This is a genomic window from Zobellia galactanivorans, from assembly GCF_000973105.1.
GTDB classification, from domain to species: domain Bacteria; phylum Bacteroidota; class Bacteroidia; order Flavobacteriales; family Flavobacteriaceae; genus Zobellia; species Zobellia galactanivorans.
On record NC_015844.1, the window covers coordinates 3,571,320 to 3,593,145 of the forward strand.

The 21,826-nt window shown below is 33.9% G+C and carries 18 protein-coding genes and 1 pseudogene; 12 read left to right on the forward strand and 7 right to left on the reverse strand.

Going from position 1 to position 21,826, the window contains the following annotated elements; genetic code table 11:
* Positions 1–927: 927 nt before the first annotated feature.
* The 6 genes from ZOBGAL_RS23145 to ZOBGAL_RS14580 all read left to right on the forward strand — a co-directional run bounded on the left by ZOBGAL_RS23145 (position 928) and on the right by ZOBGAL_RS14580 (position 7,893).
* The gene (locus ZOBGAL_RS23145; RefSeq protein WP_394331328.1) at positions 928–1,254 is read left to right on the forward strand and encodes a transposase; all 327 of its coding nucleotides are present in this window, start codon (positions 928–930) and stop codon (positions 1,252–1,254) included.
* Between the two features lie 52 nt (positions 1,255–1,306).
* Positions 1,307–3,235 carry an OmpA family protein gene (locus ZOBGAL_RS14560; protein WP_013994415.1) on the forward strand — a complete coding sequence of 643 codons (1,929 nt, stop codon included), beginning with the start codon at positions 1,307–1,309 and terminating at the stop codon, positions 3,233–3,235.
* Positions 3,236–3,451: 216 nt separating this feature from the next.
* Positions 3,452–4,264: a hypothetical protein gene (locus tag ZOBGAL_RS23600; RefSeq protein ID WP_013994416.1), complete on the forward strand. Its 813-nt coding sequence runs from the start codon at positions 3,452–3,454 to the stop codon at positions 4,262–4,264.
* A gap of 165 nt (positions 4,265–4,429) precedes the next feature.
* Positions 4,430–4,720, forward strand: coding sequence for an IS66 family insertion sequence element accessory protein TnpA (tnpA, locus tag ZOBGAL_RS14570; protein WP_013994417.1), 291 nt, complete (start codon positions 4,430–4,432; stop codon positions 4,718–4,720).
* A gap of 145 nt (positions 4,721–4,865) precedes the next feature.
* Entirely contained in the window at positions 4,866–5,771 is a 906-nt protein-coding gene (locus ZOBGAL_RS14575) for a hypothetical protein (RefSeq protein ID WP_013994418.1), read from the forward strand.
* Between the two features lie 487 nt (positions 5,772–6,258).
* Positions 6,259–7,893: an FMN-binding glutamate synthase family protein gene (locus tag ZOBGAL_RS14580; RefSeq protein ID WP_013994419.1), complete on the forward strand. Its 1,635-nt coding sequence runs from the start codon at positions 6,259–6,261 to the stop codon at positions 7,891–7,893.
* Between the two features lie 94 nt (positions 7,894–7,987).
* Here the strand turns inward: ZOBGAL_RS14580 and ZOBGAL_RS14585 are convergent.
* From ZOBGAL_RS14585 to ZOBGAL_RS23380, 7 genes and pseudogenes are all read right to left on the reverse strand, one after another.
* Positions 7,988–9,173, reverse strand: a pseudogene (locus tag ZOBGAL_RS14585) (IS256 family transposase).
* A gap of 98 nt (positions 9,174–9,271) precedes the next feature.
* On the reverse strand, positions 9,272–11,344 hold the full coding sequence (locus tag ZOBGAL_RS14590) for an ATP-binding protein (protein WP_013994422.1): 2,073 nt from the start codon (positions 11,342–11,344) through the stop codon (positions 9,272–9,274).
* Between the two features lie 224 nt (positions 11,345–11,568).
* Positions 11,569–12,090, reverse strand: a complete 522-nt coding sequence (locus ZOBGAL_RS14600; protein ID WP_013994424.1) for a Mur ligase family protein — start codon at positions 12,088–12,090, stop codon at positions 11,569–11,571.
* A gap of 56 nt (positions 12,091–12,146) precedes the next feature.
* On the reverse strand, positions 12,147–12,755 hold the full coding sequence (locus ZOBGAL_RS14605) for a transposase (protein ID WP_013994426.1): 609 nt from the start codon (positions 12,753–12,755) through the stop codon (positions 12,147–12,149).
* 328 nt (positions 12,756–13,083) lie between these two features.
* Entirely contained in the window at positions 13,084–13,377 is a 294-nt protein-coding gene (locus ZOBGAL_RS14610; RefSeq protein WP_013994428.1) for a hypothetical protein, read from the reverse strand.
* A gap of 11 nt (positions 13,378–13,388) precedes the next feature.
* Complete coding sequence (locus ZOBGAL_RS14615; protein ID WP_013994429.1) at positions 13,389–13,667, reverse strand: hypothetical protein; 279 nt, start codon at positions 13,665–13,667, stop codon at positions 13,389–13,391.
* A gap of 317 nt (positions 13,668–13,984) precedes the next feature.
* Positions 13,985–14,332: a hypothetical protein gene (locus tag ZOBGAL_RS23380; protein WP_013994430.1), complete on the reverse strand. Its 348-nt coding sequence runs from the start codon at positions 14,330–14,332 to the stop codon at positions 13,985–13,987.
* 357 nt (positions 14,333–14,689) lie between these two features.
* Here ZOBGAL_RS23380 and ZOBGAL_RS14625 point away from each other — a divergent pair, with 357 nt between their 5' ends.
* The 6 genes from ZOBGAL_RS14625 to ZOBGAL_RS14650 all read left to right on the forward strand — a co-directional run bounded on the left by ZOBGAL_RS14625 (position 14,690) and on the right by ZOBGAL_RS14650 (position 21,816).
* Positions 14,690–16,696, forward strand: a complete 2,007-nt coding sequence (locus tag ZOBGAL_RS14625) for a type IV secretory system conjugative DNA transfer family protein (RefSeq protein ID WP_013994431.1) — start codon at positions 14,690–14,692, stop codon at positions 16,694–16,696.
* 135 nt (positions 16,697–16,831) lie between these two features.
* The gene (locus tag ZOBGAL_RS14630) at positions 16,832–17,386 is read left to right on the forward strand and encodes a M23 family metallopeptidase (protein WP_013994432.1); all 555 of its coding nucleotides are present in this window, start codon (positions 16,832–16,834) and stop codon (positions 17,384–17,386) included.
* A 26-nt stretch (positions 17,387–17,412) separates the two neighbouring features.
* Positions 17,413–17,619 (forward strand): hypothetical protein, encoded by a 207-nt coding sequence (locus ZOBGAL_RS14635; RefSeq protein WP_013994433.1) that lies wholly within the window; start codon positions 17,413–17,415, stop codon positions 17,617–17,619.
* 3 nt (positions 17,620–17,622) lie between these two features.
* Entirely contained in the window at positions 17,623–18,645 is a 1,023-nt protein-coding gene (gene traM, locus ZOBGAL_RS14640; RefSeq protein WP_013994434.1) for a conjugative transposon protein TraM, read from the forward strand.
* On the forward strand, positions 18,635–20,974 hold the full coding sequence (locus ZOBGAL_RS14645) for a TraG family conjugative transposon ATPase (protein WP_013994435.1): 2,340 nt from the start codon (positions 18,635–18,637) through the stop codon (positions 20,972–20,974). The genes traM and ZOBGAL_RS14645 overlap by 11 nt, the downstream gene beginning before the upstream one ends.
* Positions 20,975–20,982: 8 nt before the next feature.
* Positions 20,983–21,816, forward strand: a complete 834-nt coding sequence (locus ZOBGAL_RS14650; RefSeq protein ID WP_013994436.1) for a DUF4138 domain-containing protein — start codon at positions 20,983–20,985, stop codon at positions 21,814–21,816.
* Positions 21,817–21,826 lie beyond the last annotated feature (10 nt).

Consider the following 21,826-nt stretch of genomic DNA (forward strand, 5'->3'; position numbering starts at 1 on the left):
TTGTATAGTTTAATATGAACCCTGTATGAGTAGTTTGTAAGAATAAACAGAGGGTGATCAAAAAAAGTGCATGCATGAATTGATCCTTTTTATGGTGTAAACTCATTTGTGTATCCACTTAATCACTACTGGTTGTAATTGCTATTACTAGTTTGCCAAATATTATTTTTGGGATATCTTCTATTAAGACTATATCGAACTCATCGCGATATAACCGAAAGTGTTTTCTTTGATTCTATGATAGTTTCCAATGTGTCATTTCAAGATTTCTTTTATGGTTTGTACACTTGGTTTTTTTAATACCATTTCTCATTTGAAATAACTGTAATAAAACGCCTTTTTTACTTTCTAGCACAATATAAAAGTTGTACTTAGCTGAGTATAGACCATAGCAGTTTACCCAGGACACTTTGGCAAACATAGCACGGGCAGTGTCACAATGCTATACTTGATTTTCCTTCTTCTTTGTAAAAAAAAACTTAATTATATTTTCCGGTAATCTCAAACAAAAAGGTACTACTTAAAAAATAGTTATAAGTATAAAGATTTTAGAAAACGATGACCGATATGGGTTAAGATAAGATCAATGGGCCTTTTTAAAAGCACAATAAAAAAAATAGGGTTTCTATGACTTCATTTGTTTTTTAAATATATCAAGAAAACAAAATAAATGATAAGAGCAGGGCCATTGTAAACAGATAAGGATATTAAATATCTTTAAGTGTAATATCTATAATCAATACAGGTTATCACAATTTCTGTATAAAAAGATTAAAAATTAAAATATTTTACAAAATCAATTTGAAGTGATTTAAACTTTTTTTGGATCGAAAGATAGGGCTACGGACATTTGTGTTACCACACGCAAATACCATAACCCGTGTACAAAGTACTTGACAAAGAGACCATAGAATTGGAGATAGTCCCATATATACCTTTACCGAAAAGGGGCTCTTCCTCAACACCGATGCGGGGTTCGACTCCAAGGATTTTCGGTCGGCCTGTGCAAGAAGGGGCATCAATGCCAATATATGTTTCAACAAACGTAACGGCAGTGTGGATGACAGGGACGAATATTTTGACCAGGACCTTTATGCCCAGAGATATGCCGTGGAACGCACCAATGCATGGATCGATAGTTTCAGGTCACTGCTCAACAGGTTCGATACCACCGTTGAGAGCTGGAAAGGGTTCAACTACCTGTCATTCATAGTAACCGCCCTGAAAAAAATCAAACTAAAAAAGTTTAAATGAGTTCCTATAGTAAATAGATTCGATACAAGTATAACATTAAAAATTAATTGAAATGAGACGGAATTTACTTTTGTTCATAGGGTTTACCCTTTTATGCTTTTCTATAGGTACTTCGCAAATGAAAAGAGTTAAAGAAGCAGATAAAAAATTCAATAAATTAGAGTATACGAATGCTAGAAACATATATCTACAGGTAGCTAATAATGGATATAAGTCGGCACATGTACTCAAAAGAATAGGAGATACTTATTATTTAGAAAGAGAGCTGGAGAATGCTGTAGAGTGGTATGCGGAATTGATCACAAAATATAGCGATTATGAGGATGATTATTTGTTTAGATATGCGCAGAGTCTCAAGGTCATGAAACTATACAACGAAGCTTATGATGCTATGCGGGAGTATTATCATCGAAAAGGAGTAGATTTTAGTTCTATGCTTAAAAAAAGAGAGACTGATTATATTAATTTAATAGAAAAACAATCGGGAAGATTTAGTTTGCTTGATTTTAAGTATAATTCTGTGAACTTAGATTTTTTACCACAGTTCATGTCCAACAAGAAGCTGATTTTTTCGTCTGACAGGTACGTTCTTTCTGCCGATGGAAATAATACAAAGTATCAACCATCATACGAGGTATCAGGGATTAATCCTGAAAAAAAACCGGATGTAATCAATACCAAATTTGATGCATCCTCTATGGTATATACAAAAGATGGCAATACCGTTTATTTTTCTAGAAGTAATAAGATAAACAACAAGAAAAGTAAGCTCCCGATGGCTACAATGCCCATGACACTATACAGAGCGACAGTAAAAAACGGAAAATGGAAAAATAGTAAGAAATTGCCTTTTAACAGTAATCGATATTCTGTTTCGCATCCGGCATTAAGTCCAGACGGAAAGAAACTATATTTTGTAAGCGACATGCCAGGCCGTTTAGGAAAATCTGACCTTTTTGCGGTAGATATCAAAAAGGATGGCACATTTGGAAAACCTTATAACCTAGGAAATACTATAAATACACTAGGTAATGAAACATCTCCTTTTATAGCAAAAAATGGAGACTTGTATTTTGCCAGTGATACACATTTTGGTCTCGGTGGATTGGATCTTTTTGTAAGTAAATACTACCAGGGTAAATATCAAGAGCCTATCAACCTAGGTAAACCTATTAACAGTATCCATGATGATACCTCATTTATAATAGATGACAAAACAAAACAGGGGTATTTTGCAAGTAATCGAAATTTTATGGATAATATCAAGGATAATTTTGATATCTATAAATGTAAACAACAGAAGGATCTCGTTTTTAATTGTGGACAATATGTACATGGTAAAATTATCGATTCAAGAACAAATAAAGCTGTTCAATCGTGTATTGTGAAATTATTAGATAAAGATTTTAATGAGATAGCCCATACTATATCAGACGAAAATGGATATTATCAACTTGACTTACAATGCTCTGATGAACACTTGATTCGGGTAAGTAAATTTTCATATTATCTTACAGAGAAAATTTTATATACAAGTCGTTCCTCTAAAAAAAATATTGAATTATCTATTAAGTTAAACCACGGAAAAGGACATATAAAATCAATAGTGTTTGCCGGGGACGCTCTTAATGATATTTTAGAATTATCTCCTATTTATTTTGATATAGATGCTGCTAAGATTCGCTCTGATGCAGAAATGGAAATTCAAAAAGTTATTACAGTATTAAAGAGTAACCCACTACTTAAAATTAAGATTAGATCTTATACAGACAACAAAGGGAAGAATAATCATAATAAGAGACTAAGTGAAAAGAGAGCGATTGCGACCAAGAATTATATTGTAGAAAAAGGAATGATAGCCCCTGATAGAATTACCATAGAAGCATTGGGCCAATCAAATCCTATTGCTGATTGCGGTAAGGATTGTACAGAAAATGAGAACCAGTTTAACAGGAGGAGTGAATTTATTTTTATTAGGTAATATAACTTTTTATTACCCAAATCCATAGCATAGAGCATATCTTAATTATGAGTTTAGAGATGATTTAAAATCCTTACAGTGAGTCAAATCAAAAAGCTCTACTCTCATACCCAATATCGAAATCAAAAAAGAAAGGAGCCGGTCAATACGGTAATGAATTTATTCAATCTATGATCGAAGAAACCTTCTATTTATAAATATTTAAAAACAAATACAATGAGCAGTACGACATCTGAACCCAATAATACATCCGACGAGGCGACTAATCCTTTAGATAATATAAGAGAACCGAACCAGCCCACTAATCAACAAGGACAAGTGCCTAACCAAGGGGGGCATCCTATGAGTAACTCGGCTGCTGGTGAGATCCCAAAAAAAAGCCTTAGTGAAAGTGCTGTTGGTCTATCAGTAAGTTCTACTATGATATATTTAGGGATCGTATGTGCTTTTGCCGGAGGGCCAATAGTGGGTGGTGCCATGATTATAGGAGGAGTAGGCTATATGGCTATGAAAACCTTTGGACCTATTAAGGCTTTGTTTTCAAATAAAGAAACCAAAGAAAGAAAGAAACAAGAAAAGAAAGAAAGGAAACAAGAAAAGAAAGAAAGGAAACAAGAAAAGAAAGAAAGGAAACAAGAAAAGAAAGAAAGGAAACAAGGAAATAAAGAAGAAAAGAAAAAAAGAAAGACACCAGAGGAACGCATAAAAGAAGTAATTAAAGCTATAAATGAAGAGAAAGGTATATCCAATACATTTAAAGATAAAATTGTAAAATTACTAATTAAAGGCGGAGAGATTATTGGAAGAAACAAGGAAAAAAAACAAGAAAAGAATCTAAGAAAGAGAAGTATAGAAGAAGTAGAGAGAGGATTAAGTCAGGATGAAGGTATTCCCAAAGCAAAGAAACAAGAAATAGATATGAAGGCATTTTGTATTCCTAGAGCTATTCGAAAAAAATCTTCCACGAATCGAGTAATTAAGGTGCCAGTGAGCAGATTAAAAGAAAGAGGAGTAGGGAGGGGTGTTTAATATCAGGGGGGCTTTCTCCCAATTTAATATAAAGTTGTTGAACTGTAAGACTCCAGTTGTGTTAAGGATCGGCCCACTTCTTTTCGATTTTTTTTGTTGTCAGGTATAACCAGTGTAAGCGTTCGGCAAACTACATATTGTTTGGCTTCTTTTTAATTTTACTATATGCAAAAAGAAGACACAAAGCGAAAACAGGAAATGTATACTATTCTAAGAAAAAGAAAGAAGAGTACACTTAGTTTGAAGGACTTTGGAGAAACCCAAGGTATTACTTATGGCGTTATGAAATACTGGCATAGGAAATATAGAGTTGAATATCCAGATTCTCATAAAAAGGTATCTAAGAAAGAGACATCATTCATTCCTGTAGAAGTTTCTATACCAGTATCGATTTCTAAAGTGGTGCCTATTGAGATCCATTATCCAAATGGAGTTTTTTTTGCAATGTCCTTGTGATATCTGCAAAAAGGAATTGAAAAAGCTGATTACTCTTTTCTAATGTTTGGACTCACTACTACCCATCAAGTCCATTTGTATAGAATTTGAAAATACTTTGGAGAGGCTTTTAACATTTAAGAAACAAAAATAAAAACTTAAGAAAATGAAAGAAAGTGAAGAACAATTAGCAGGATCTGTTCCTAATAGAGACAAAACAGTACACAATAAAGGAGATTTGCATTATGGCCTTCATAGTGCTAGATATCAAGGCATGTCTCAAATAAGTAAAGAAACAAACAACCCCTTTCACGACCCTCAAAATCCTAAGAATAATGACCCTTTGACTATAGATAATTTGAATGATAATTCATTAGTGATAGATAAATTAACAGATGGGCCTGACTACATGGAAAATTACTTTGAATTAATCGAATGGTTAAAAACTCGTAAACCTAGACAAGGTCTTAATCATGCTAAAAACGAAGAATGGTTAAAATTCTTAAAGGACAATATTAAATACTTACAATTAGATAAACAAATAGCACAAGTTAAATCAGGTGGAGAAGATATTGAACCAACAAAAGACCGACTCCATAAAAATGGACTACTAAAGGATAAATCTTCTGTAGAAGAAATAAAAAGAGCTCTTATAGATTCATTTGATTCTAAAAGAGGTGTTTCTGAAAAATATCAAGAACATATTAACCGTTGGGTTTATGACGCATTTTTCAGAAGAACTTCTAAACTAGGTATAGATTATACTATTAATAATGGCAATAGAATTCATTTTAATACAGCTTCTGAGTTTGACAAAAAAGGAAAAAGTATTGTAAGTCATGCGGAAAATCCTGAAAAAAAACAAAGACAACCAATTACTGATAGTGAAATAAGGCACATACATAGAAAATATGGACATGATCATCCCCAAATGGATTTATATTCTTTTGATAGCTTTACTGAAGCTGGAATTGAAAGGGGGCCTAATATAGGTCATATGAAGATTTACGAAGATAAAAGAAGAGAACAAGGAAAAGAGACACCAAAAAGAGGATTATTTCATAAAAGATAATTCATTGAATTCAATGAACTTCTCTTTTCAAAGTGCAAGATAAATACCAACGGCTATGATGATTCTGCAGAGCAATCAAAACCTAGTCGTAATACCTTTGGACCAGGTGATTTTACCGCAAGCAAAGATAAGCCCCATCAACAAAAACCAAGGATTAGAGACTCAATAGAACTAACTCGAGAAAATCGAGTAAGTTTCTTAAACTTTAAAAAGTTGATTTGCGATATAATTTTAATATCATAATCTAACTATGGTTTTCTAGTAAAATAAGGATAAACCATAGTTAGACTATTATTAATCCTTACATAAAAATAGTGGTTTATAAGGATATCATATGTCTCGGTAATTTAGTACTATTGGAATAATCGATTTATCTTAAATCAAGGATGCTTGATGTACATACGCTGTTATCCAACTTATAAAGAATAACAGCGTATGTATTTTCCATTTTTTTGAATAAATCTTGGTTTTCTAAATTTGGTTCAGCATGGATATTCTTTATACACACAAGGTCAAAAGACCAGTTCCTATAGCAAGACTTGATGAGTTGAAAAACAATAGGCCCACTCATGCATTTGTGAATGGTTTGGAGCTTACTATTACAAAAAAGGGTAAACAAATTTCGGTTTTCTATGATAGATCTCTCTATCAAGGTACGCAAATTACAGATCGACAAACTAATAAAAAATCTATCAACGATGAACATGGGGTGACGTATTTTTTTGATACAGAAACTTTGGAATCCGATCTACAAAAAGACTTGCACAGGTTTGTTATTAAAGTTGATAAAGATTATTTGTATGTTGATGAAGTTGAGATCAATGATTATCTCGAACAACACCCACAACATTTTTACCAAAAAAATTATCTGGAGAACACTGTTAATGTAAAATCTGAAAATACAGAAACAGACATATTATATGTTAAGGAACTGGCCAAAAATAATTTAAATACTATTGGAAGCCACGGTTTTTCTGTATCAATGGGAATAGACAGAAATACATTGCCCAAATGGAGTGATATCCAGTTTTTACCTGCTCAACTAGCTAGAAAACCACTATCAGATGATCAAAAGGTAAGTACAAAGGTAGTGATCGGTCCAAATGCTCAAAAACCTCTTGTTTTGGATATTCCAATAATTGTAAGTGATATAAGTTTTGGTACGATATCCCGCGAAGCAAAAATAGCATTATCCAAAGGTGCAGAAATGGCCGGAACAGGAATATGTTCTGGAGAAGGAGGAATGTTATGGGAAGAACAGCGAAACAATACCAACTATTTTTATGAATTAGGAGCCGCCAAATTTGGTTTTTCATGGGATAAGCTTAGTAAAGTTCAGGCATTTCATTTTAAAGGAGGTCAAGGTGCCAAAACAGGTATAAGCAGTCACTTGCCTGGTAGTATGGTAAGTAAAGAAATTGCCGACGTTTTAGGGATAGAAGCAGGTAAAGATGCAGTTGTTCCGGCAACTTTTCCCGATTTAAACAATGTAGCGGATTTTAAAGCATTTTCCAAAAAGGTTCAAAAAATAGCAGGAGGCATACCTATTGGCTTTAAAATTGCCGCGAGTCATATCGAAAAAGACATCCAATTTGCATTGGATGTGGGGGTTGATTATATTATTTTGGATGGTCGTGGTGGTGGAACAGGCTCTGCCCCTGCCATTATAAGAAATAATATTAATGTTCCCACAATTCCAGCATTGGTAAGAGCAAGAAAATACCTGGATCTACAAGGAGCCACAGATGTTACACTTATTATTACAGGAGGCCTTCGTACTGCAGATGATTTTTTCAAAGCATTAATGTTAGGCGCAGATGTAATTGCTGTAGCAAGTGCGGCTATGTATGCAATTGGATGTATTGGAATCAGGGCATGTAACAGCAACAACTGCCCGGTTGGGATCGCTACTCAAAAAAAATCTTTAAGAAATAGATTGATTATAGAATCTGCTGCTCAACAATTATGCAATTATTTTGAAGCAACTAATGCTCTTATAAAAGTGATCGCGAGAACCTGTGGATATGACGATATTTCAAAGTTTAATCATGAAGATTTGTCTACTTTTAACAGTGATATGTATAAACTTACAGGAATAAAATATGCAGGTATTCATCCCTAGAAGAATAAGAATTTGATATTTTTAATAATGAAGTGATTTAAAGACACTATCCCAAAAACTGTGTAAGTTAAAAATAACAGGGGTTGGACTTTATTTAAAGTCTGACCCTTTTTTCATAGATCGTAAGGAACTGATTTAAAATGATGCCCCAGTTCCTGATGGGCATGGACCACTTTTTCGTGGCCTCCCTTACCGCTAAATATACGGATTTCATCACGGCCTCGTCGGTCGGGAAGGACAGCTTGTTCTTGGTGTACTTCCTGATCTTGCCGTTCAGGTTCTCGATAAGATTGGTGGTATAGATGATCTTGCGTATCTCCAAGGGGAACTCGAAGAAGACGGTCAGGTCCTCCCAGTTGTCCCTCCAGCTCTTTATGGCATAGGAATACTTGTATTCCCATTGCCCTGCAAAGTCCTCCAGGGCGGCCCTTGCAGCCTCTTGGGACGGGGCATTGTAAATGTGCTTCATATCGACGGTAAATGCTTTTTTATCCTTCCAGACCACATACCTACGGGCATTTCTTATTTGGTGCACCACCCTGGATTCCGGGAAGACGTTCTTGATGGTGTTCGTAAACCCATTGAGATTGTCGGTGGCCGTAATAAGGATGTCCTCGGTACCTCGCGCCCTGATATCGGTCAGTACGCCCATCCGGAAAGCGGCCGATTCGTTCTTGCCCGGCCAAAGCCCCATCCCTTCTTTTTTACCGTCCCTTCGCAAGCCTAAGGCGATATAGACGGTCTTGTTTATGACCTTGGAGCTCTCACGTACCTTAAATACGATGCCATCCATCCACACAATAAGGTAGACAGGTTCCAGGGGAGCGGTTCTGCCAGGCTACGATATCGCCGGATACCTTGTCGGTAATCCTTGATATGGTCTAAGTGGAGACTTCAAAGTTATAGACCTCCCTTATCTGCTCCTCGATATCGCTGTTGCCCATCCCCTTGGCGTAGAGCGATACGATCACGTTCTCGAGCCCGTCGACCATGTTCCCGCGTTTGGGCACTATCATGGGGTTAAAGGAAGCTTCCCTGTCCCTTGGCACGGCTATTTCGGATTCCCCGAAAGAAGTGTGTGCCTTCTTTTTGGAAAACCCGTTTCGCGAATTGCCCTGATTTGATTTTTGATGTTTGTCATAATCCAAATGACCATCCAGCTCCCCTTCGAGCATCTTCTCGATACCCCGTTTTTGGAGCCCCTTCAAAAAACCGTTGAGTTCATCCCCGGTCTTGAACTGCTTTAAAAATCCATCGTCGAATAATTCTTCTTTTTTCATAATGTGTAAATATTTAAAATCAAACAAAAAAATAGCTGAGGCATGCCCCAGCTATTTTTTATTTACACACTTTAGAAGGTAGTCCCGGCGGGGATATTTTATTTTTTGTCTGTTGCCTGTAATGTTGCACCGCCATGTTTTGTAACACGAGGTCGTGCTGTTATCTTCAGGGGTTTATGTGTAATTCCTTTTTCGGTTGCCTTGGTAGCCCATAGATATCCTTCACCAGGGGTTAATACATTCATATCTTGTGGAGATAATATTTCTAGCTGTGCTAGTGCATTTTTGATATGAGCTAACCAATGGGGACTGTTGAATTTGTGTAGAAGTACGACTGAGCTGAGCTCTATAATTTCTTTTGGCAAACTAGGAGGGTCCTGACTGGCAATCATAATATTTACCCCTTTATGCCTCATCTCTCTGATTGTTGTTACAATATTAGATGTCAAATCTTTGTTATCCATGTATTTATGAGCTTCGTCAAAGACAATGAACTTATTAAAACGTTTGCCATCAACTATTTTAACTCCAGAAAAAATATTTAATATAATAACAAACAGTCCCAATGCCTCGTCCTTATCTATAAACTCATCTCTTAAATCAACTATAATTAACCTGCCGGGGCGTAATAAATCTTTAAGCTTAGAGGAGTCATCGATGTACTCTCTTGCAAAATCAAGTTTTTGTAGCGCTAGCCCTCTTTCAAATTCTGTAAATAAAGAAGAAGATAGAACTCCTTCTTCTATTACATCCAGATTAATATTCTTTCTATGTTTTTTGGCTATCGCTTTTAATTGCCTTACATAATTAGCATCGTTCCCAAGGGCGCCCAGCATGAACATCCAATCCTGTACATTAAGTTCTGAGGGGCTAAAAGATATGGGTTTAACTTGTACCGATGGATATTCTAACTGCTTTTCTTTAACCTTATCTTTGGGACATAGAATGATAAGATCTTCTAATGAACTGGGATCTGCCCCATATCTTCGTTTTAATTTCTCAATTTCTTTTTCTTTATCATTAGGATAGATCATTGATGTAAATTCTGGCTCATAATCCATGCTTTCACTATAATGAAATATTACGCCGGCAAGAGGAGAAGGAAGTTCGCATACGTGGCTGAATTGCTTTATGACCATTTCTGTAATGGTCCCTATGGTATAACTTTTACCTCCCCCCTGTACCCCAAACAAACTAATTGTATTAGTTCCACTAAGATCTATAGCGACTTTTCTACCACTAATACTCTCTCCAATCAATCCAAACTGTGGGGTAGATGAAGAGTTTCCTATTAAAAGGTCATACTCTGGCGTTACATGCTCTGAGGGGAGCGCAATAGGATTTAGGTTTTCTTCAATGATTTTCCAATTAGAAAAGTTAAGCATTTCATAGTGCTCAAAAATAGTTTTTCCTAAATCTGAAGCCGTTTTAATATTGGCTTCATTCCTAAAGAAATCTACTATATGTCTTTGAATTGAATTTTTATGAACTGGCAATTTTAGGATACGATCATAAAGTGTTTTTTCATGTTTTACCAATACATTTACACTGATTAGATTAGAATGTATTCGAGTTCGTGTTTTTGTAGTATCTAATAATAAATCAGCATCTGGGATTAAATCTAATAGATATAAATAATTTCCTATATGTATCGCAGTATATCCCTGTGTTTCTAATGCTGTCAAATAATTGATGATAGTAGTGTCTTGTATAGGTTCATCTTTTAGGTACTTTAAACACCCTATGATATCTTCAAGAATTAATTGGGTAAATTCTCCGGGTATTCTAGTAATCAATTCATCCAACAATTGCTGTTGAAGTTCCTTATGGGAAATTTCATTAAGTTGTAAGTGTTCCAGATCCTGGAGATCTTCACTTTTATCAGAAGGAAGAATATAAACGCAGGTTTTTTGTTTCTTATTTAATGTTTTTAATTCAGAAATTGAAATATAATCAGTGCCTTCAAACAAATTTTCTGAAATGATAAAGGAGTCTATGGTAGGGTACTTAGATTTTATAATATCCAGTATAAGTACTACATCTTTGTGATTAAACCCTGTTAGCATCCATGAAGTGTTTTGTTTTGAATCTAAAACATTGACTTTGTTACTATCAAATATCTGATGTAATAGTTTTTCGAGATAGGGATTCCTTGTTTTGATTTCCTGCATGTTATATTGGTGTTTTTATTGGGAATACTATTCTTGATATTGATTCCGTAGATGTATAGCCTGTCGTTTAGGCGCATTATCGCATATATTATATTGTATACTGTTTTGAGGTTGAGGTTTTCCATGCGCTCCGAATTTATTCTCAAGAACATTTACGACAGTATCCAGACTTGCACTGTTAGAACCTTGAACTAATATTACCTCATTGTTCTTAATTTCTTCTTTTAGGTAATTTGCAGCCAAAGTTGGGTTTTCAAAATGCTCCCAATTTGATATATTGCTATTTTCTCCAATCTGAGCAACTCAATAGGGACTCCAAGTTGGTTATTATAATTTTTTCTGCCTTTGTGAGTATTATATTTTATAGACAAAACATGAGATATCAGTTCTTTAGTAGTAGTTTTTCCTACACTTCCGGTAACTGCAACCAAAGGAATGTTTGAACGACATCTCCAAATCTTACCTAAACTTCCAAATGCTTCAACTGTGGAAGGAACAATTATTTGAGGTATTTTTACATTGCTTATTTCTTTTTCAACCACTGCTGCAATAGCACCTTTTTGTTCAGCTTCATGCACAAAATCGTGACCATCTACTCGATTACCACATAGGGCTATAAACAGAGTTCCTTCTTTTGCCTCCTGCGACCTTTGGGGTATATGATAAGTGTAGTCCATAGGAGAAATTTGCGGGTTAGATCGTCCACCAACAGCTACACTTGCTTCAAATAATGGGATTGTTATCATATTTGAACTCTTTTGCCTTCTTCATATCATAATATCCTACAATCGATTTCTTGAAATTACAGACCACTAACAATATAATCCTCTATTAACAATCCATGTGGATTATCCTCGGTTCTTGCCACATTTTTTAGTTCAAAGTATGAGTGTAGTTTTTGGGTGTTTTCCAACTTCTGATCTGTTCTTTTAATAATCACTTCTCCAAATAATTCTCCCCTATATGGATACGTTTTATGATTTACATGAATAGAATCAATATGTAATTCATGTTCGAGATTGTTTGATACTATGGTAGAATAATATCTTTTTGCTTTGAGCGTTAGGTATAAATCCTTTCCAGAATTTCCTATAAGATGTAAAGACTTATTTACTTTCTTTTCGTAGTCAAATTGATCTATTTCAAAAAATAGTTTATGAAACTCCTTAATATGATTTACTATTTCGGGTTTTCTAAACTGATCTACTTTATACTTGTTAGCACTATTTAGCATAATAGCTTTACCCTCGTTAGTTACAATATAGGTAGTGTTAAGATAGGCAGTGCATAAAGAATATGACCAAATCATACTACCTATTGAAATACATAGAGAAAGCCCTAAACAGATATACAATGATTTTTTTACAATCGAAAAGGTAGCAGGTATGTCTTTTAAAGATTTAAGATCCATTTTTGTATTGATTTTTGTTTAAAGAAATAATTATCTTTTTAGTAGTAGCTTAAGTTGCTAGTTACTTTTTCATAAGCCTTTCGGGTTCCTTCTCCTTGGAGTGCATTGCATAGCAATGAACCATGTGGGGCGAAGGCGTTAAAATGAGGGTTTGTACATAGAAAACCCTAATCTTAATCCTCTCCCAGAGGGAGAGGAGACTATAATTTTGATAATGAAGGTATAACTGGCAACTTAAGTTAATGTTAAACTTGATACCTCTTATTTCATAATGTTTGGCAGAAAGAACCAATGATAGTTTTTGGTTCAAACTATCATTGGTTCATGATTATACAAACATAGTGGCTATAAGGTCTACCAAGCCAAAGATGGCAAGACCTATAATAAATTTGATAAAGTTTTTCTGGGCTTGTTCATTTCCTTGCATGTATTGGATAAAAATGATGAAGCCGCCAACCACTGCAAAAACTAATACAGATGCATCCAAAGCAGATTTAATTTCTTCTCCCCATTGCTGAATCTGACCATCAACGCCTCCTTGTGCAAGAATGGTATTAGAAAAACTTAACATCCCTAGTATTATCAATAGTTTAGTTCTTAGTGTTACTTGTAATTTTCTCATCTGTATTTAATTTATTTGTTTAATAATTCTTCTATAGTTTTATCAAATATGATTACCTTAGGATTTAGATTATATTTTATATAATTCAAGAATTCTCCTTCTTTCTTAAATTTGTTTGCTATATAAATATAGATTACAACCAGAATCGGAAAGACTAATGCCAATAATAGGTTTGTAACCATTAAAAAGACAAAGAGTAACGCTGCAATAGTGATAAAAATCACTTTCTTTAATTCGAGCCCTAGCACTATAGGAACTTTTTCTAATTCTTTTGGAATTTTGTGCTTCATTTTTCATTAAGAATTTATCAATTAATTTGTTCTGATTTTAAGTTGTTACATATTGAAAACAAACTTTAAAACAAAAACCCTATAGATGATTCATTTTTTCTTTGTTATTGAACTCATTTAAACTTTTTTAGTTTGATTTTTTTCAGGGCGATTACTATGAATGATAGGTAGTTGAACCCTTTCCAGCTCTCAACGGTGGTATCGAACCTGTTGAGCAGTGACCTGAACTGTCGATATATGCATTGGTGCGTTCCACGGCATACCTCTGGGCATAAAGGTCCTGGTCAAAATATTCGTCCCTGTCATCCACACTGCCGTTACGTTTGTTGAAACATATATTGGTATTGATGCCCCTTCTGGCACAGGCCGATCGAAAAATCCTTGGAGTCGAACCCCGCATCGGCGTTGAGGAAGAGCCCCTCCGTTTTTATATCCGCTCCGTCAAGGGTAGCGGTGACCACCTCGAACTGTATCTCGATGTCAAAAAGTTCATTGTGGTTCCCAGATACCGGTTCCGAAATGGCCAAGGGCAGTCCCTGCCTATCGGTAAGGAAGAAGGCGTTGGTGTTCCTTCCCTTTTTGCGACCTTGGTATTCCACGGCCTCGCCTCCCCTGATGGCGGGTGTGTGGATGCCGTCAAGATCGACACTGGAGAGGTCGAACATGTCCCTGTACCGTTTTCAAATGCCGGTCCAACAATCCAGAAATGTGCCCGAACGGCACTATTTGCGATAATGGTGGTAGACCGATTGCCAGCTCAGGACCTTTTGGGTGAACAGCGAGGCCGTGGGAGATTTGATCAATAAGCACGTAAGAAGATCAGAAATTATCTTTTGAATGGATATTATTTCTATCACCATTATTAAGGATTTAATATCTCGATTAGGTGATTAAAAAACATCAAAAAACAAATATTTAGCAAAAAAAACATAGGGTATAAGATGAGCTAATTTGTTTTATAAGTGATTAAGGTTTTCTACTATCGATTTTAAGTCTAATCGAATAACAAAACAAAAGTAATTATGAAAGATAAATTTTCTATTGACATATTAATAACCTTTGCGTTAATCTCATGTTTACTACTATTGTCAGTAGATGTATATACTGGGTTTTATAATGAACTGAACAATTTAGAATTAACAGACAGAAGCATTAACCAAGGTATTAAACAAGTATACCTGCAACTACCTTTCTTATCAAATTCATTTTTCTTACGTATTATCATTTTAGGCGTTTTTATGCTCGGTACATTTGGGATAAGTTTAAAAAAGAAACCCGAAGAGGATTCTGATTTAAAAAAATATGTCATTTCGGTAATTATATCTTTTTCTCTGTTTGTATTAAGTGGTGGTTTTAAAGTCAATTTAGTAGCGAATCTAATTATCACTTTTGCTTCCTGGACAGGGTTCATCTGGAGTTTTTTACATATCAGGAAACATTTTAATTTTTTCTCTAGTAAAGATGAATTTAATAATAAGAATCTCATTTTTCAGCAAGAAAAAGTATATAAAGAAAATCCATATTCTGTAAACCTAAAGACAGAGAATGGATTGATTAATGTAGTAAACCCATTTAGGGCTACTATGGTTTTAGGAACTCCCGGATCTGGTAAGTCTTACTCAGTAATAGAGGAATATATTAGGCAGCATATCATGAAAAATTTCTCTATGATGGTGTATGATTTTAAATTTCCTTCTCTGGCAAAAGAAACCTATGCTTTTTATGAATATTACAAAAATACCTATAAGGTAACACCAAAATTTACGGTGATCTCCCTGGATGATATTCCAAGCTCTAATTTTGTGAATCCAATAAGTCCGAATCTCATACGTAAAACGGCAGATGCTATAGAGGCTTCTCAAACGGTGCTTTTTAACCTTAATAAAGAATGGATTACAAAAAAGGATTTCTTTGCACAATCTGCCATATCTTATTTTGCCTGTTGTATATACTTTTTAAAATTATTTGAGAATGGTAAATTTTGTACACTGCCACATGCAATAGCATTGGCCTCTTGTCCCGATGAAAAAGTGTTTAAAGTTTTTCAGAGACGACCCGAACTTCGATTTTTTATGACACCATTTGCCGATGCCTTAGCAAAACAAGCTTATGAGCAGTTATCGGGACAAACGGCTACCGCCAGAATTCCATTATCACAATTAGCTACAAGAGAGTTATTCTGGGTGATGGGTAATAACGTATATCCAGAGCTTAATGCTTCATTAGATATTAATAATCCCGAGGATCCACAGATTATGATATTAGCAAATTCTCCTACTACACAAACTACCAATTCTCCCGCATTAGGCTTGATCTCTACACAATTGTTAAAGGTGGTTAATGTGCAAAATAAATTACCATCTTCTATTATACTCGATGAGTTACCTACCATGTATTTTATGGGATTGGATAACTTGATCGCCACTGCCAGATCTAACAAAGTATCAACTACAATTGGAATGCAGGATTTGGAACAATTAAAGCGAGATTATGGTGATAAAGTAGCAGAAACCATTTTTAATATTGTAGGTAATATTTTTAGTGGTTCTGTAAGAAGCGGTACTGCTACCAAACTTCAGGAAATTTTTGGAAAGAAAAAACAGCGTCTTAAAAACATGACGGTAGATACCAGTACTACCTCGTATAGTATTAATGAAAGTATGGATTTTGCAATACCGGTATCAACTATATCCCAGCTTTCTCAAGGTGAGTTTGTAGGAATTGTTGCAGATAATTTTGGAGAAGAAATAAAGCAAAAAGTATTTAGGGGACATATCAAGGTAGACAAGAGAACTGATCAAATTAAAAAAGACATTCCTTTTGTTATCAATGAAGATAATTTAGAAGAATTACTAGATGGCAATTTTAAACGAATAGTGGATGAGATAGATATCATTATTGCGAACGAACTAGCTGAAATAAGCGAGACTGAAGAAAAAGAAAAAGGAGAAGAAGAGAAAAAAGAAAAAGGAGATGACGGCAAAGAAGGTGAAGGCAAGGAAGAAGAAAGCAAGGAAGGACAAGGATAAGGAAAAAAATAAAATGCTGAAAAAATCAAAGCCGTAGAAGTAAAACCAAGTTCACAAATGAAGAGAAGCCGTAGTGGGGTAGGTTATTGATAACTAACTAAGAACGATAAATCAAATAACTATTATTTTTTTAAGATGATGAAACTTAGCAAAAAAATACTACTAGCCATTCTGATGATTTGTATGACAAATCTGGCTTATATGCAAACCAATGACAATAAGAGAAAAAATCGGTTGTATGCAAAAATGGAATTGCAAAAGAAGCCTGTTTATTTTCCATTACCATCTAAAAGTTTTAAAAGAATTTCTTCTGGATATGGGATGAGAAAACATCCAATCTTAAAGAAAAATAAATTTCATTATGGGCTAGATCTAGCTGCAAGAAAAGGAACACCCATATATGCTTCTGCTCACGGTAAGGTTGTTAAAGCAGAATTTTCATCTGGTTATGGAAACTATGTTGTCATTGACCATGACTATGGATATAAAACATTGTATGGCCATATGATGGTTTCTAAGGTAAAAATAAACCAGAAGGTAAAACAGGGTGCTATTATTGGGTTTGTAGGATCTACAGGAAGATCTACCGGACCTCATTTACATTATGAGATTTTAAAAAAAAATAAAAAGATAGATCCTTTTAGCTATTGGATGAGTTTTTTAAAAAAAATGGAAGTAAAACGTTTTTAGAGCCTAAAAAGAAAAATGATATAAAAATGAAAAATATAAAGCACACAGAAAAATATTTATGGGCTTGGATAGTATGTAGCATTTTTAGCCTGGCATATTCCGTTTTGGTAGTCTATAAATTACAATTAGACAAACAACTATTGCAAAAAGAGAGTTTAGATACGAGTATATCTGATCGAGTACAAAAATTTGATGATGTAGAAGATAAATTATTATTTACTCCCAAGAAATAAGAAATGGATACTAATAAAAAAATTATTGTCGCGGTTGTAGGTGTAATCCTTTTAGGAGTGTTGGTCTTTACTATGAAAGGATTGGTGTTTTCAGGCAGCACCTCTTCGATTGGAGAAATGGCAGAAGGCTTAGAATTCGACTCTCCTGATCTTGATGTAGAGAAGTTTGATAACTCTACAAAAAAAGAATTGTATGATGAAACAAATACATATGATGAAGAACGCTACGATTCGTTAGCAGATAATCTTTCTTTTTTACAAAAAATGAAAGATAAGTTTTCAAAAAAATATACAAATGAAGAAGAAATGCCAGATACAAATGAAGAAGAAATGCTAGGTACAGATGAAAATTTACAAATGCTAATGGAATTACAGAATAACTTAAATAAAGCTAACCCACAATACGACATGGGTTATGCTCCACCTCAAGTAGTAGTACCAGAACCTGAGAAAAAAAAGATTCCCAAAGAAGGAGATTATTTTTTTGGCGCATCTTCTACGGGTAATACTGATTTAAGAGAAAATCTTATTCCGGCAGAGGTCATCGATCAAGGCGTGCTTAGACAAGGATCAACGATCGCGTTAAGAACAAAACAACCTATAATACTAACAAAATCAAATATAAAAATTCCCAAAGGGGCGGTAATTTATGGGGTAGTGAATATAGAAGATAATAGGTTGAATATTAATATCAATAAATATAAACGAGACAATAAACTATTCTCGATTGATATGAATGTTTATGATTATGACGGGCTGCAAGGTATTCATCTTAATCACGGGTCTATTTTTTCAATCCCTTCAAATGTTTCTAAAGATGTGTACAAAGCAGCATTACAAACGTATCGACAACAGTCTATCATCGGAGATAATAATGCAGGTAATAACAGGGAACCCTTGGGAAAGATAGCGATACTATCGGCTGCAAAAGAAATCTCCAGGGAATTGTTTGATAAAAGAAAAGTATTTGTTCCCAGAAAATATCATATATGGCTAACCATAAATAACCAAGATAATGATAAATAAAATAGAAAAAATATTTCCTATTTATACGATAGAAGAGGATTTGTTAATCTCAAAGTTTGGGGATGTAAGTTTGGTGTATGAATTAAAAATGCCTCAAATCTATTCTTTGGATAAAGAAGCAATGGATAGCATTAATTTAATTATCGATAAATTGATAGGGTCATTACCTCCGGGTACAATAATGCAAAAACAGGATTACTTTTTTGTAACGGACCTAAAAGACCCAATTGCTAGGGGTACAAATATGTTATCTCGTAGCGATAATAGTTATTATTTTGAAAAACCAATATTGACTCATCAATGCTACTTAATATTTACAAAAGACTCTAAGAATAAGGTAAATATTACCAATAATACAACCAAGTATGAAAAGTATCTTGAAGGTATTGATGGTTTTATTTCAGATATAGATATAAGCGTTTCCTTTTTATCAAAAGAAGAATACTTTAGTGCGAATCGCCTTAATAGTGATCAAATTATTGATCTGCTTGGTAAATACTTTTCCCTTTCCTCAAAAAGTGACAATAAATTAAAAGATATTTTTCTAGATAGGCAAATTCAGGTTGGTAATAAGGTTGGTGAGGTTTATGCAATTACTTCAAATAATGAATTACCAATTAACATTGATAGTTATGTAAGGAATAAGGAATATTCTACACAACGAACAGATTTCTTTATTCCTTACATACAAGCGCTCTGTTTGGGATTAGAATGCAATCACATTTTTAATCAAATTGTTTATATAGAAAAATCAGAAGATGTTTTCAAATCTATTAAGGTGAAAATGAATAATTTCAAGAGTTTGTCACTCTTATCAAAGGAGAATGAATTGAATCACAATAATATTGAGGATCTGGTGGAAAATGTTATTGACAAAGAATTAAAATTTATTAAGCAGCATTTTAACATTATTATTTGGGAGGATAGCAAAGAGAAATTAGAAAAGAGTAGAAACAATTTAGAAAATATATTTCGAGAAATGGGTATGAGGCCGTATCATATCAAATATTCAATAAAAGATATATTTCTTAATAGTGGACCCGGTGCTGCAACAAGGATCCCCGAAGAATATAAATTTATAGGCATTTCTGAACAAACAGCAAGTCTTATGAACTTTGAAAGTTACTATGAAAGTTTTAAGGATGGAATTTTATTATGCGACAGGAAAAATGAAGCTCCTATCAGATTGGATCTATGGGATGAGCCAGTACAAAGAGGACATATAGTGAATAGAAATAGATTAATATTTGGGCCATCAGGTACTGGTAAATCTTTCTTGATAAATCATATTGCTTCTCAATATTATGAACAAGGCCATCATATTGTAATGATAGATATTGGGAATTCATACAAAAAGTTATGTAAACTGGTAGGAGGTCAATATTATACTTATGATGTTGATCACCCAATGGAGTTCAATCCTTTTTATATCCATGGAGAAATTGATATAGATAAAAAAGAGTTCCTGGTATCATTGATCATGTTTTTATGGAAAGGGGAAAGCTCCTTTACTAAAGAGGAAAAGCAAATCATTACGCTCTATTTAGACGCATACTATGTGAATCTTAAAGTGCATACAGACATTTTTCCGAAATTATCTACTTTTTATGAGTTTGTTATGGAGAACAGGGTAGAGTACAATGAAGAGAAGTATTTTGACAAGTTGAGTTTTGACTTATCTGTAAGGGACTTTTATGATGGTAAGTATAGACATATCCTTAATTCTGAACAACCAGTTGATTTACTACATGAGCGATTTATCGTTTTTGAAATGGATAATATCAAAGATCATCCGGTTTTGTTTCCATTGATAACAATGCTTTCTATAGATGTAGTTATGGGAAAAATACGACAGCTTAAAGGAATCAAGAAATCTATATTTATTGATGAATGCTGGAAACCTATTTCTAAAGGAGAAATGGCAGAATTTATAAAATATATGTACAAGACAGTTAGAAAACATTACGGAGAGGTTGCTATTGCAACACAGGATATAGAAGACATACTGGAGACTTCTGCAGGGGCAGCCATGATCAATAATACTGATACGATGATATTATTGTCGCACAAAAAGAAAATGGCATCCAAAGATAAGTTAGGAACCCATCTTTCTTTTAATGAAGCCGATTTAGAAAAACTGTTTTCTACAGATAAGCGAGAAGTATTTATTAAAGTTGGTAATGTTTCAAACGTATATAAAGTCAGTGTTTCTAAAGAGCGGTACGCCTGTTACTCATCAAACGCCAATGAAAATCAATTTATTTTTGATAGGTATGCTAAACATAAGAATATGAAACTGGCACTTAATGAATTTGTTAATCGTAAATAAAAAATAAAATGAGACTGACACAATCGCTATTTATTTTGTTATTGATAAGTTTTAATACTTATTCTCAACAAGAAATTTTTGATGAGATAGAGAGTACTAAACCAATTGCAATCTCTGATATAAAGACTACTCATTTAATCTTTAAGAACAAAATTAAATATTTAGATATAGGGTCACGCTATTTTGTTACAGATACAATAGAAAATATTGTGAAAGTGAAACACATAGGAGGTGATTTTATAGAGAAAAATGAGGAGAAAAAGACAAATATTACCATAATTACTCAAGATGGAGATTATTATTCTATTCCTCTTTTTTTTGAAAGAGATATCACAAATACGACCTATAAATTAGACCACTCGCAGAACAACAACAACAATATCTTGATGAAAAATGAACAAAAGAAAATGGGAATATATGAGATGTGTCATTTTAGTAGAAAAGAGGTGAGTAACTATAACATAAAAGGAAACAGAGATTTACTGCTTTCAAAAGTTTCAGGAATATTTTATAGAGGTGATTATATAGCAATACGTCTGGAGATCAAAAACTTTTCTACTATTGATTTAAATATTGATCATTTTCTTTTTCGTTTCATTAAAGACAAAAGATATGCTCAGGATATGGTTTATCAAGAAAGAGTTTTAAGGCCGGTTTTGATCTGTAATGAAACAGACAAAGTGAGGGGAACGGGAGGTATAGAAGTGTTTTCATTTGTTTTTGAAAAATTCACACCCAATAATAACGAAAAGCTTCAAATAGATATTATTGAAAAAAATGGAGGTAGATCAACAACCATCGTTATTCCCAGGAAAAAATTATTAAAGCCAAGAGTAATATAGACCGATAAAT